Source organism: Sphingopyxis sp. GC21, assembly GCF_025727575.1.
Classification (GTDB): Bacteria; Pseudomonadota; Alphaproteobacteria; order Sphingomonadales; family Sphingomonadaceae; genus Sphingopyxis; species Sphingopyxis terrae_A.
In genome coordinates this window covers 1,512,449-1,526,840 of the sequence record NZ_CP095845.1, presented here as the reverse complement: position 1 = coordinate 1,526,840, position 14,392 = coordinate 1,512,449, and the positions used below count along the sequence as shown (strand labels likewise).

The following is a 14,392-nucleotide window of genomic DNA, read 5'->3' as shown; positions in this document are numbered from 1 at the left end:
CGGTGATATCAAAAAGGGGATTGCGCCAGCTACCGCAGCTCCCTTGTCGCAACTGTCTCCGCCATTCGCAATTGTCTCGGGCATTCGTCAGCGTTCGGTAAACGCCTCCGAGCGCGCACGCAGGAACGGCTTGAACAAATAGCTGAGCACACTCTTCTTGCCCGTCAGCACCTCGACATCGCAAACCATCCCTGGCGTGATCGGTAACTTGCGACGGCCACTTTTCAGATAGGCAACGTCGGTTTCGACGACGACTGTGAAATAGGCTTCCTTCATTGTCTCGTCATACAAGCTGTCGGGCGAAATCTGGACGACGCGTCCCGACAGACCACCATAGATCGCAAAATCATAGGCGGTGACCTTGACGTTGGCGCGGTCGTTGACCTTGATGAAGGCGATGTCGCGCGGCGCGACGCGTGCCTCGACGAGAAGTTTATCGCCGACCGGCACGACCTGCATGATTTTTTGCCCGGCTTGCACGAACCCGCCTACCGTTGTTACCTGGACGTCGTTGACGATGCCATTGGCGGGCGAGCGGATTTCGCTGCGTTGCTGGCGTCCCGCGGCGCCGCGAAGCGACTCCGAATTGACTGCCAACTTGGCGACGATCTGGCTGCGTTCGTCGAGCGCCTCCTGACGAAACTCCAGCCCAGCCGCAGCAACCTGTGCCTGTGCCTCACTGATCGCGGCGGCGGCGCGCGAAGCCGCTTGCTCGGCGGCAGCAAGCTTGCCGCGTACCTCGGTCACCTCGCGCTGGGCGTTGAGCAATTCGGTTTGCGGCACGATCGATTTGGCTGCGAGGGGCGCGAGCAGATCGACCTGGTCTTGTGCCAGCGACAGGCTCGACCGCAGCGAGGCAATCGTCGCCTGCGCCTCGCCATAGTCCCGGCGACGCTGCTCGACCGCTGCGGACAATGCCATCCGGCGGCTACGCTGGGTCGCGGCGCGCACCGATTGCAGATCGGCTTCCTGACTGCACTCGGCAGGGCGGATGCCGCGGCGGTCCGGGGCGCAATCGGCTGCCGCGCCACCATTGCCCTCCCGGTCCAGCCGTGCAGCGCGCGCGGCGAGCGAGCGATTTTCAGCCTCGATCTGGCCCCGCTGTGATGAAGATTCAGTATCGTCGAGCCGCACCAGCAACTGGCCTTTGCGAACCGGCTGCCCCGACCGCACCACGATGTCCAATATCGTCGCCGGCTCGGCTGACTGGACGATCTGCGCCTTGCTCGACGGTATGACACGGCCTTGGCCGCGAGTGACTTCATCGACCTGCGCAAAGCTGGCCCAGCTGACGAAGACGAACATGCCGACGCCTGACGCCAGAATGACCCGGCGCGTGCCCACATAGGGCCGTGATCTGATCATGGTCCGCTCTCCTTAATGGCGACATCGAATTCGCCGGCCTGTTGCCGCGCCATCATCCGCGAAGCGCGGCTGATCTGCTCGGCTTCGGGAATCGCTAGTTGCCAGCCCAGCGCGGGGTCGAGCCGGCCGCCGGCGTCGTTGTCTGCGCGGCGGTCCTGCATGGCTTCGCGCGCGCTGGCCGATGATCCCTCGATCTTCCCGCCGCCTTCGCCGGCTTCGGGCGGTCGTTTGACCGCGCTGCGCGCCAATATCGTCGGGATGACTTCGACGCCGCTGTAGCGGCCCGAAAACGCCCCAGGGGCACCCCATTTTCCGGGCCATCGATAAAAGATATGCGCGCCCAGCTGCGCGATCTTGACCAGCTTCGGTGCCCAATAGGGCGACACGTAATTGGCATGATAATGGGTCGCATGACCGACCGAACGCTCGACATAGCCCGCTAGCGCGGCGCGTGCCACATCTTCAGCCTCTCGCCACTTGGCTGGATCGGGCCGCCGGCTCAGTGAGCCGTCGCAGGTGAAGCTGAACTGGCACACGGGGCGGTTGACCCCCTGATAGACCACACCGCAGATCGATTTGGGGAAAGCGGGGTGCCGAGCACGATTGATCACGACCTGCGCGACCGCGCGTCGTCCCGCGATAGGCTCATACGCCGCCTCGAAATAGACGGCCTGGGTCAGACAGCGCAGCGCGGTCAACGCCGCCTGTCGATCGACTGTTATCGCATGAAAGGGTCGCGCCGATGCAACCGGCCCGGTGTAAAAGGGGATTGCCTGATTGCGCGTCATCGCCGTATCGGGTGCCAGAATCGGTGTCGTCGCGGGTTCTTCGGTCAGCTTGATGAGCCGCGCAATTTCCCGGTCGGTGATCACGGGGGTGTCGGCGCTGTCGTACTCGGCCTCGGGCGTATCGCTGCCTGCGAAGTCGAAAAGCTGGTTCCACATCGTCCGCGAGGTCAGCAGGGTCACCACCACCGCCATGACCACGAGCCACAATATGGTGCGCCGGCTGTCGTCGCGGGCAACGGTCCCATATCGCCGGGCAGTTGCAGCGGTCATGATACCGCTCGCTGCGCCAGGATTACGTCGCGCGGTCCATCCGCGACGATGCGGCCGTGGTCCATGACGATGAGACGGTCGACCAGACCCAGCACGGTCATCCGGTGGGTTGCGATGATCATCGTCTGGTCGGCAGGTATAGCCGCCTTCAGCCGGTCGACGAAATGCTTTTCGGTCTGGCTGTCCATCGCGCCGGTCGGCTCGTCGAGGAACATCAAATTTGCCGGGCCCATCAGCGCGCGCGCAAGGACGAGAAAGCTGCGTTGACCGCCTGACAGGCGCGCTCCGCGTTCGCCGATATGAAAATCGAAACCCGCCGTGTCTCGGCCTAGAAATTCATCGGCGCCCGACCGGCGAACGGCATCGATGATGCTGGCGTCGTCGGCCTCGCTGGCGCCGACCAAGAGGTTTTCGCGCACAGTGCCGCTGAACAGCTCGGCATCCTGGCCGACGAAGCGCAAAGTCGAACGCAGGTCGTGCGGATCATATTGGCGGCTTTCCAGCCCGTCGATGCGGTAACTACCGCTGGTGGGATCATAGAGGCCGCACAGCACGCGCCCGAGCGTGGATTTACCCGAGGCGACGCGGCCGATCAGCCCGACGCGTTCGCCGGGCTCGATGACCAGGTTGATGTCGGCCAGCGATTCCCGTTCGGTGTCGGGGTAGCGAAAGCTGACATGGTCGAGCTGCAACCGTCCCTCGCGTACTTCGGGGGTGATCGATCGGCTGCCCTTGTCGCGCTCGTCCTCTTGATCCATCAACTGTTGCAGGCTTTTCAGCGTAACAAACGCCTGCCGTCCGCGGGTCATAAGGAAGGCGAGTTGGCCGACCGGGGCGAGCGAGCGGCTGGCTAGCATTACGATCGCGATGATCGCGCCCATCGAAATGATTCCCGCGTTGAACAGATAGAAGCCGCCAATGATCAGGGCGACGCTAGTCGCCTGCTGGCACAGTGTCGCCAAGTTGACCGCGGTTGCAGTCAGCTTGCGCATTTCCTCCTGCGTATAGGCGTTCGATGCCGACAAGCGCCGCCATTTGCCGAGCATCCGGCCCTCGGCGCGGCAGGCTTTGACGGTTTCCAGGCTTCCAATCGTTTCGACCAGCGTTGTCTGCAGCATGCTGGAATCGACCTGTGCGTCCGCAACGGCGGCGCTCATCCGACGCTGCAACACCCAGCCCATCGCGAGCATGACGACCATCGCCACCATCGGAATGACTGCCAGCCAGCCGCCGAGCACCGCGATGAGCGCAACGAACACGACCAGGAACAGGATGTCGGTCACCAGCACAATGGTCGTCGAGGCAAAGAAATCGCGGACCTGTTCGTAATCGGTCACCCGCCGCGCGAGCGCGCCGGTGCTGCCGCGCTGGGTCGCCATCGGCAGGTTGAGAACCTTGTCGAGCAGGCGCTGCGACAGCCGCGCATCGATCCCGCGCCCGACCTCGTCGATCAGTCCGGTGCGCGCCAGCCGCAGCCCATATTCGACCGCGATGGCAAACAACGCGCCGAGTGCCAGCGTCCACAGGCTGGCCGCCGCCTTGTTTGGAATAACGCGATCGTACACGTTCATTGTGAACAATGGCATCGCGAAAGCGAGCAGATTGATGAGCAGCGACGCGAACATCACATAGCCAAATTGGCTCCGCTCTTTCCACACCTCGCTCCAGAACCAGTGCTGTCTCGTAACCTCGTCCCACGGGCGTTCGCGCACGGCTTCGCTGGCGGGATTGTGGCGCACAATGACCCCTCGTCCCGAATAGTCGGCCTTAAGCAGCCTGCATTCGATCTGAAGGTCGCTTGGGTCGCCTGGCAGGCGGATCCAACAGTCATTGCCCTCCATCGCGGTCAGGACCACCGGGCGGTCGTCGGCTAGCAACAGAATGGCCGGGACGTCGTGCGAATTCCATGCAGACAGCGGTCGGCGTACCAAGTGGCAGCGGAGGCCGACGGCGTCGAGCGCATGATCGATCTGATCGAGCGGAAGTAGACCGTCGTCGTCGAGCGCCAGCCCCTTCTTTGCCCTCAGGTCAGAAAAAGGGCGCTCGAACAGCGCGGCAATCGCCGCCACCGACGCAAGCAGTTCGTCGCCTTGCGCCGGGGTACTGCGCCACGCTTCGAAACCCATTGCGGGGGACGTTCGGCGCGACTGTCGCGCCCCACGGGCGTCGGCCGGATAGTTCATGTGGGATCCCGCATCGCTTCGGGGTTCATTTCCGGGGTTGGCTGAACCTTGAAGCGCTCGCGTGCGGTCGCGGCGGCCGCCGCGGGCGGCTGGACATCCATCGCCGCAAGCAGGTCGTTGAGCGCCGCAAGCAGTTTGAACTCCGAATAGAATTGCGCGAACTTCGCGGTCTCGGCACGTACCTGGACGTTGTAGCGCGTATTCTGCGCGTCGAGAACATCGAGCAACGAGCGGCGACCGACATTGAACTGTGCGCGGTACGAGCGCAGCAATTCGTCCGAAACCCGGCTCTGCTCTTCCAGCTCTTTAACCAGCTTGCCTTGTGCATCCCAGGTGTTCCACGCGACGCGCACATCCTCTTCGGCTTCGCGGATCATCTGATCCACCCGATAGCGCGCTTCCTTTTCGCGCCGATGCATTTCCTGCACCTTCGATCGCTTGAGGCCGCCGTTGAAGACATCCCAACGCAGCACCACCCCGGCGCGCAGGTCGTTGGTTTCGCCGCGGAAACCGTCGATGTCGTCGCCGATCCGCGCATTGCCTTCAAGCGCCAGTGTCGGCGATAATTCGGCCTTTGCCTTGCGCAGCAGCAAATGCGCGGCATCAAGGTCCGCCTGCGCTTCAAGCACGCGCGGGTTGCGTTCGCGGGCACGGGCAAGCGCGTCTTCGAGCGTGGCTGGAATGCTGTCTGCCAGAGACGGCGGCAAGGCCGCACCGTCAACAAGGTCGAGGCCGGTCAGGGTGCGGAATGAGGCCGAGGTATTGACAAGGTCAAGATTTGCTTCGGTCACCCGCGCGCGGGCGGCCTGCTGGCGTTCCTCGGCCTGTTGCTGGTCGGCGATGCTGAGCGAGCCTTTCGCGACGCCTTCGCGCAGGTCGGTCACCAGCTTGCTGTGGAAATCAATATTGTCTTCGGATGCCGCGACAATCCGTTGTTGCAACAGATAGTCGAGATACTGGCGCGTAACTTGGAGCGCAATGAACTGCGAGCGTTCCTCGACACGGAACGCGGCGCCGTCGGTACGCGCGGCTTGGCGCCGCACCTCGTTGCGGCGCACGCCGCCGTCGAACAAGGTTTGTTCGACGTTGAGGCTGCCTTCCATCGGATAAAGCACGTCATCGGCGATGCCGAGCGCGCGGCGCGTGCCATTTTCAAGGCGGCGGATGCCGACCGATCCCTCGACCGAGATGCGCGGGGCAAACAGGCGCTGCGCCTGCTCGCGTTCAAATTCGATCGCGGTCTTGTTCTCGATCGCCTGGTTGATTTCGGGATTGGTCTGGACCGCAGTCTCGACTGCAGTCTTCAGCTCGATCCGCTGGGCCCAGCCCACGTCGTGCGTCGTGGCAAGCGCCACGGCGGTGAGCGACAAGGCTGCGGTGCGAAATTTCGACATCATCATTCCCCTGCATTGTCCGGTCGAAGTCGAATATCCTTCTGCGTGATCTCTGGTCTGCGCCCGTGGTTCGTCCTGACCGACATCGCCGCCTGTGGTTCAGGCGTGCCCGGCCGACGCTATCTGCTCGAGCTGAACCACGACATGTTGCTGTGTGAGATCGGCGATGAACGAGTGGCCCGATGCGCCGCCGCCGATCCCGTCGCCGATCCCGCCGACGCCCAGCATGATGCGGGCGAGTACCGGTTCGGCAGGCTCCACGGGTCCCAGCAAGGCGTCGAGTTCGACCGCCGGCCCCTCCAGGGCAGCGGTGACGATTGTGCCGATCTGCGCCGCAGCGGTAGCGGTCACTGGTTGCGGCGTCGTCGTCAACTGTATCTGATCGCCCGATGCGGAAGAACTCGCCGGTTCGGGTGGAAGGTCGATTTCGGTTGCCGCTAGCAACCCGACGTAGTCCGGATCGGGCGGCGCCGTATCGGCTGTGTCGTCATGCACCGCATCGCGGTCGTCGTCGCTTATCCGACACGAGGTATCCTCGCGCTCGATCCGGGCGATCTCGGGGCCAGAATAGAATTCGTGGACCAAGCCGTCGGCTTTTGCTTCGGGCAGGGTCAGTGATTGTTCCGCCGCTTCGCTCGGCACCGGGACCTGCGGGCCGGAAACCGAGATTTCGCCGTCGGGTGCTCCCGGTGGGTAAGCGGCCAGCGGGGCCGTTGCGGCAAGCCCTGCGACCAGCATTGCAGTCGAAACCCCCGCCGTACCATTGATTGCGGCAATCCGCTGCTGATCGGCGAAGTTGGTCGCGAAAGCTGCATCCGCCAGCTTGCCGGTGATGCCGTCGGCGCGCGTATAAAGCGCTTCGCCCCGGACCTCCACCTGTCCGTTAGCGGCGACATAGGCGCGTCCATCTGGCGTCAGCGATATAGCGATGATGCCTTCGCTGACCAACGAGCGGAATTCGCCCGCGTCGGTCATGCCGTTGCCGTTGGCATCCTGCCAGATCCCGAATTTTGAAAACTCGGCATCGGCGGCGTCCAGCTTGCCGTCGCCGTTGCTGTCATAGGCGGCGGCTAGCCCCTGCAAGTCGGACAGCACGCCGCTGCCGAAGACCAGCTCGGATCCGTTGTTGACTTTGCCGTCGCCATTTTTGTCAATCGCCAACAGCCCGTCATCGGCGCCGACCCATGCAGTGGTTTCGGCGATGCCGTCGCCATCATAGTCAAAGCTGGCCCCGGCCGCGTTCGAAACAAATTCCACCCCGTCACCGTCGAGGTCGACGGCGATCGGCGGCGCGAGTGCGGTGATGGTGACCGACAGGTTGGCGGTTGCGGTGTCGCCGTCGCGGTCGGTGAGCACATAGGTGAACACTTCGGTCGCGGTCACCGTGATCGGGCTGGGCGGCTGGTAGTTATACTGGCCCGTCGCGAAGTTCAGGGTGAGTGTGCCGCCCATCGGGGTCGCTATCGCGTTCAGGGTCGTCCCAGCAATGCTGCCGCCGCTCGATACGGCGATGCTCGAAGCGCCGTCCCAGTTATAGGTGGTCGAGCCGACGGTGATCGAAAGCAGGCGGCCGCCGTCGGCACCCAAGAAATCGTTCGCGTCGAGATCGCCCGACACCGCCGACGGGACGATGACCGACAGCAAGGTCGGGACCAGATCTTCGAAATCGTCGACCAGGATAGGGGCATTGCCCGGTGCCGCGTTCAGGTCGATGTCTTGTAACCGCTGTATGTTGAGTGGTTGCAATGGATTGTTGTCGATACCGATCGCGGTAACATTAACGCCATTGCCGTCGACAAAGTCGTCCCAGGCTGTCGCCGTGGCTGCCGTCAGCGAATTGATAACCGATGGCGGAATGCCGCCGAACTGGATCTGCTGGTTCGGGTTGCCGTCGCTAAGGAAAAAGACCTGGTTACTGGCGCCGGGGATCGCGGCGAAATTGGCCAGCGCCGTCTGGATGGCGCCAGAGTAATTGGTATTGAGCCCGATATCGTCCTCCGACGGCCGCTGGCCGCCCGCTGCCGGATTGAGCGAGTCGAGATACGCATTCGCGTCGGCCGCGGTCGAAAAGGATTCCGATGCGAACGAGCCCGAGGAGAAGATCACGAATTTGATCGCTAATGCGCCCGACGCGGCGCTATCAAGCTGCGTCAGCGCGCCCTGAACGGCATCGAGCATCGTGTTGAGTTCGCCATCGTCGATGCTGGCGCTGAAATCGAGGATGAAGAGCGTGTTCACATCCTGCATCGGCTGCGACGACGATCCGGTTTCGCCGGTGGCGGTCGGGGCGTCATCCTCGATCACAATCTGGATTGCCGATGCGCTGGTCGTCGTCGTCGTGCCGTCGAACACCGACACGGGCACGGAGAAACCCTTAAGGTCCTCGAGCGTGACATTGGGATGGTCGACGGCGCGCAACAGGGTGACCGTATAGGCGCCGTTCGATGCCAGCGTGACGCGAATAACCTCCGATCCGCCGACCGAACCGATCAAGGTTCCGGTGCCGACGCCGGTCCAGGCGACCGCGCTGCCACCCGCAGTCAGCACCGCACCGGGATCGCCGAGGGTTGCGGTCAGTGTTTCACCGGCGTCGGCGTCGGCTATGGCGAGCGTACCGCTGATTACGGCGCTGTTGGTGGTGTCGAGCGTCGCATTCGGTGCCGTGTCTGGCAGCCCGCTCGGCAGGCCTTCTTCCGACACCCGCGCGATCGCGGTGCCGATCGTTGGTACATCGTTGTTTCCGAACACCGTGATGGTCAGGGTGGAGCCGACCGACAGCGATCCGTCGCTGATCGTATAGGCGAAGCTTTCGGTCAGTGTCTGTCCGCTGTCGAGCGCGTTGACGACGGGCTTGTCCTCGTCGAGCGTGTATGTGTAGCTGCCGCCAGCATCGATCACGAGCGTGCCGTAGAGGCCCACATATGTTCCTGCCGACGTGACGGTGATCACCTCCAGGTCGGGATCATTATCCGCGACATCGGCAAAGCTGCCAAAGGGCGCACCGGAATGCGCGATGTCCTGCAACACATTACCGGCAGCGAATGGGTCCGAACCGCTGACGCCGTCAAGCACCCAGTTGGTATCGCCGCGCGCAACAGGGAAATCATTGATCCCGGTGATAGAGATGGTGAGCGTCGCGACCGACGTGTCGCCGTCGGCGTCGCGCACCGTATATTCAAAGCTTTCGGTCAGCGTCGTGTCGGGATTGAGCGCGACAACCGCTGGATCGCTGGGATCGAGGTCGTAGCGGTAGCTGCCGTCCGCGGCGATGACGATCGAGCCATAGTTGCCCGAAAGGACGGCCCCCGGCGTTCCCGTGGATGCTCCGAATGCCACGCCGACAACCATCAGCCCGCCATCAGCGCCTGCATTGTCGGACGATCCGTCCATGCCATTGGCGTCGGTCCCGCCAAGTCCGGTCAGCACATTGCCGTCGGCAAAAACCTCTCCGTCGCGCGATACATTGTCCTGGTCATCCACCGCATTCGGAGCATCGTCGCGGATCGCAAATTGCCCGGTGATGTCGGTCGTCGTTCGCGCGGTGTCGCCATCGCCGTCCGTTGCGATCGCGGTCAGCGTGATCAGATTGCTACCCGCCAGGAAAAGCGCCTGGTCGGGGCCGCTGTCGGGCGTGTGCAGGATCGCGCGCGACTGGTCGAAAGTGACGAGGCCGCCGGGCACCACCGAAATGCGGAAGACTTCGTGCGTCGAGGTGCGCCCGAAAACGACGCCGCCCTCGATCGACAGGATCACCGCTTCGCCCGTCAGCGAATCGATGAGGCCGCTGGCCCCGGCGGCAACGCCAAGCTCATAGGTCACGGCGCCCGGGCCATCGGCGCCGGCGTCGGTCGTTCCGGCAAAAAGGCCCGACAGATCGACGGTCGCATCGGCGGCAAAATTGCTTTCATCGACCGTCAAGGGCGACGCGGTCCCGCCGGCGGCGATCGACGGGCCATCGTCGGCAAAGCGGATATTGCCGCCCAGATCCACCGCCACCGTATCCGAAATGCTGTCGCCGTCTCGATCGACGATCGTCGCGGTGCCGCGCAGTTCGACCAGATTGGCCGCCAGTTCGACGAGCTGCGCGGCATAATCGCCGGGCGAACCCGGTAACGGATGGTCGATCTCGGCAAATTGGGTCAGCGTGACGACGCCGGTCGCTGCGTTCACGGCGATGGAAAAAATGGGCGTACCGGCCGCGCTGCCGACGATCTCGCCGGAGATAATGGCCAGCGTGACCGGCACGCCGTGGCTGGTCAGGGCGGAGGTCGCGGCCGCCGAGCCCAGCGCGAGGGAATAGGTCCAGGTCACCGTGCCCGCATCCGCGGAGCCATCGGCGCCAAAATTAACCAGAGACGTCGAAAAGGCCGCCGAAAAATTGGCGGTCGCCACGTCGAACGCGTCGCCGCGTGTGTTGGCGTCCTGCGTGGTGAGCGTGATCGCATTCGTGTCGACGTTGGTGGCGTCGATCGACGGCCCATCGTCCTTGAACACCAGCGCGTTGCCGATCGCGACCAGCGCCGATGCATGGTCGCCGTCGGCGTCGGTGACCGTCGCGGTCAGCCGGATGATCGTCGGCGACAGCGTGATCGCATCGTCCGGATTCATATCATCGGGATGCCGGACGGCGCGGATCTGGTTGAGCGTTGCCTGCCCATCGGAGGCTACGGTCAAGCGGAACGCGACGGTCGTTGGCGAATCCTGCAATCGTCCCTCGACGACATTGCCGAACGCCTGCAGAATGATCTTCGACCCCGTCGCGACATCGACCAGCCCGCTCGCGGTGGTCACTTCGAAACTATAGCCGACAGTGCCTTCGTCCGCGCCCATCACGATTTTGAAAAGCTTGGTGAAATCGGCGGTTGCATCGAAGCCCAGGTCGGTTTCGTCAACCGTGAGCAAACCCGTCGTGGGCGACAGGGCAGTGATCGACGGAACGTCGTCGGAAACTGAGATACTGACCGTTCCTGCGACTATATCGCCATCGGCGTCGATCGCGACAACCTCGATCGCCCCCAGATCGACCAGATCGTCGATCGTCGTATCGGGGTGCAGCGCGTAATTATATTGCAGGGTGGCGGTCACCGTCGCCACATTGCCCGAAACGCTGAGGCCGATCACGACGACGGGGTTTTCGTCGGCGTCCCAGCCGATGATCTGGTTATCCGATCCCAGAGTCCAGCTGAGCCCGCCGTCCAGCGCCGAAATGTCGCCAAAGCCTATCGACGCGATCGCATCGGAACCGGGTGTGAAAAGGATGGTGCCGCTGGCCGAGACGGGTTGCGCTGGCGACGGCCTCGATCCGGTTTCGAGATGCTGGTCATCGATGGTCAGCTGGATCGGACCGCTTGCGGTCGGCAGGCTTCCGTCGGCGAGACGGATTTGCTGTACTGCCGAAGACTGGTCGCCGTCACCGTCGGTGATCGTGTAAGTGAAGTCGGCGTGGATCGGAAACACGCTGACCTGCGGCGCCGGATCAAAGCTCCAAGCGCCGTTTGCCTGAAATGTGTAAGTGCCGTTGGCGGTGTTGTAACTGGTGATGCCGGTTGCGGCGACCGCTACGATCGCGCTGCCGATCGTGACCGAAGTGACCATGGCCCCGTCCGTGCCCAGCGTATCGTTCCCCAGCAAATCGCCCGAAATTGCAGCGGCGTCTTCAGCGACGGTGATCGACGGTGCCGGCCGTGCGACCGGCACATCGTCCAGCACGTCGATGACGATTTCGCTCTGCGTCACATTCCCGAACGCGTCGGTTATAGTGTAGGTGAAGCTTTCGACCGTGGGCACAAGGTTGGTGCCATCGTCATCCGTCGGCCCGTCGATCGCGCCGGTCAGCGTGTAGGAATAGCTTCCGTCGGAATTGAGCGTGAATACCCCATGAGTGCCTACGCCGTTGCCGACCAAGCCAAATTCGAATGGTCCCGTGCCGCCGACGACATTGTCATTGAGGTCGCCCGACGCTGTTTCCGCGTCACTCTCGGGATCGCTGCCGGCGGCGAGCGCTGCCTCGTCGACCTGCAACTGAACGACGTCCGCATACAATCCCGAGTCGCTCAGACGGATCGTCAGGGTGGTTGTCGACTGATCGCCGTCTCCATCGACAAGCGTATAGACGAAAACATCTTCGGCGGTGCCGGGTGGGACAATATTCGGATTGGCGACATAGATATAGCTCCCGTCGGCGGCGACTGTCAGCTCACCGTACAGGCCGATGATGACCGCGCCGACGCCGCCTGTTGCCGCCGCCGACGGGTCTGCGCCAGCGGCGCGCACGCCCAGGATTTTGGTGCCGTCCGCGCCCAGGTCATCGTTGGCGAGCAACCCGCCCGCGGCATCGACCTCGAGCGTCTGGCCTTCGCCGACCTCTCCTTCGTCGGCCACAGCGTCTGGCCTGTCGTCGGCGATCGCGATGTTGAGGGTGGCCGTGGCGAAGGTGCCGTCGCTGTCGGTCAGCGTATAGGTGAAGGTTTCGGACACGCCGCCCGGCGTGTCGGGATTTCGGACATAGCTGTAGCTGCCATTGCTGTTCAGCGTCAGCACGCCATACAGGCCGGCAACCGGGTCACCCGCCGCCACGGCGGCGCCCCCGCCCGACACCGACGAGACGCTGGCGCCATCGGCCCCGGGGATGTCCCGCCCGCCGTCATTCTCGGCATCGGTGATTACGTTGCCGGTGGCCGGGGCAAAACTGCCCGCAGCGACGCTGTCGTAATCGGCGACCGCTTCGGGCGCGTCGTCGAGGATATCGATGTCGAAGCTGGCGGAGATGGTGTCGCCGTCCAGGTCGGTGATGCCGACGGTGATCGGCTGCGACGTCGCGGCGCCGAGCGTGTTGTCGGCAAGCGCAAATAAATATTCGATCGAATCGGGGTTGATCGAGACGATATAGAAAGTCCCGGTGGTGAGCGCGATTTCCTGGCCCTCTTCGGTGATCGCGACCCCGTTGATCGTCAGCGCGGCGGGACCGTCGCCGGCAGAAAATTGGATCGTTCCGGACGTGAAGTTGGAATCGTCGCCCGAACGCGAACCGGGGCTTTCGCCATCGCGTTCAGGCAGGCCGGCTTCGTCGACGAGGGTGCCGTCGTCGCCCGCTGCGGGCAGGATCAGCGCGGGCGCGCTGTCGCCGATGCGGATCGTCAGTGTCGCCGTCGATACATCGCCGTCGCCGTCGGTGAGCTGGTAGGTAAAGACATCACTGACTCCGCCGGGCGTACCGGCGGACCGGACATAGGCGTAGGTGCCGTCGGCCGCGATTGCCAGACGGCCATATTGGCCCTGCACCGGCGTTCCTGTCGGGCCGAACTCGGTCGCCGATCCTCCCCGGACACCCGTGACGATTGCCCCGTCGGCGCCGGGCGTATCGGCGCCGTCCGCACCGCTTGCGGTTCCCGCGCCGGTGATGACATTGCCCGACTCGGGCAGGCGGCTTCCGGCTTCGGTATCGTCGATGTCAGCGCGAGCGATGGGAGCATCGTCCTCGAGCATCAGGGTCAGCGTCGCGCTCCCGACGTCGCCGTCGTTGTCAGTAACGGTGATCGTTACCGTATCGGTCGCGGCGGGGTCGGTGCTGTTGTCGGTCAACGTGTAGGTGTACCCGATCAGCCCCGGGGCGATGCTGGTGATGGTCAACTGACCCAGCGGGGTCGGGATAAGCTGGCCGACCGCGGTGACGGCCGTGCCATTGACCGTGACGACGACCGGCTGGTCAAGTGCGGCTATCTGGATCGTCCCGCTGGTCGTTTCGCCCGGCGAGTCTGGATTGCTGCCGGCCGGTTCGGCGTCGCGCGCGGGCAGCGCCGCTTCAGAAACCACGGCGGTCGCGGCGGTGACCCCGACCGTCTGGTCCGGGGTCGTGATAACAACCCGGGGTTTGTCGTCGAGCGCGTCGGGAATGACTTCGAGAGCAGGAATTTTCGGAAAGCCGAACTCCGTCGGCGGCAGCAGGTTGCCGAGCGCGAACGGATCGCCAATGTCGCCTGGGGTTTGAGCGAAATTGCCGCCCGAGCTTTGCGGCCGCCCGGCGGCGGGTTCGGGCTCCTGATCTGCGATCAGGGCGGCAACGGTGGGCGCCGGGATGTTGATCGGGCCGACCTTGATGTGCGGGATTCGCAGCGCGCCGTCGACGATGACCAGGACTTGCCCGTCGGGCAGCGTGACGACGAGGTCGTTTCCCGAAAGCTTGATTGCATCGAGGCGTGTTCCGGGTGGAAGCTGGATCACGCCATCGACAGGCAGGATCGAGGCCGCGCCGGGCGGGGTGGCGCGCGCGGGGGTGGCGATTTCGCCGGCCTGTTCGTTCCGCTTCAACCCCATCGCCTAAAGCCCCCTGCACCTTTGTTCGCCGGTCACGGGTCAGCAGCCAGTACGGGGCCGCTGCGCACACCGGCGAACT

5 protein-coding genes are annotated in these 14,392 nt (G+C 63.9%); all 5 read right to left on the bottom strand.

Annotated features, from left to right (window positions below):
* Positions 1-87 precede the first annotated feature (87 nt).
* Complete coding sequence (locus tag MU856_RS07265) at positions 88-1,365, bottom strand: HlyD family type I secretion periplasmic adaptor subunit (protein WP_062902508.1); 1,278 nt, start codon at positions 1,363-1,365, stop codon at positions 88-90.
* Positions 1,362-2,423 (bottom strand): cell wall hydrolase, encoded by a 1,062-nt coding sequence (locus MU856_RS07260; RefSeq protein ID WP_263588696.1) that lies wholly within the window; start codon positions 2,421-2,423, stop codon positions 1,362-1,364. Before MU856_RS07260 ends, MU856_RS07265 begins: the two co-directional genes overlap by 4 nt.
* Positions 2,420-4,549, bottom strand: coding sequence for a type I secretion system permease/ATPase (locus MU856_RS07255; protein WP_062903219.1), 2,130 nt, complete (start codon positions 4,547-4,549; stop codon positions 2,420-2,422). The genes MU856_RS07260 and MU856_RS07255 overlap by 4 nt, the downstream gene beginning before the upstream one ends.
* A gap of 53 nt (positions 4,550-4,602) precedes the next feature.
* Entirely contained in the window at positions 4,603-6,006 is a 1,404-nt protein-coding gene (locus MU856_RS07250) for a TolC family outer membrane protein (RefSeq protein WP_238929676.1), read from the bottom strand.
* A 93-nt stretch (positions 6,007-6,099) separates the two neighbouring features.
* Entirely contained in the window at positions 6,100-14,313 is an 8,214-nt protein-coding gene (locus MU856_RS07245) for a DUF5801 repeats-in-toxin domain-containing protein (RefSeq protein ID WP_263588695.1), read from the bottom strand.
* Between the last annotated feature and the right edge of the window lie 79 nt (positions 14,314-14,392).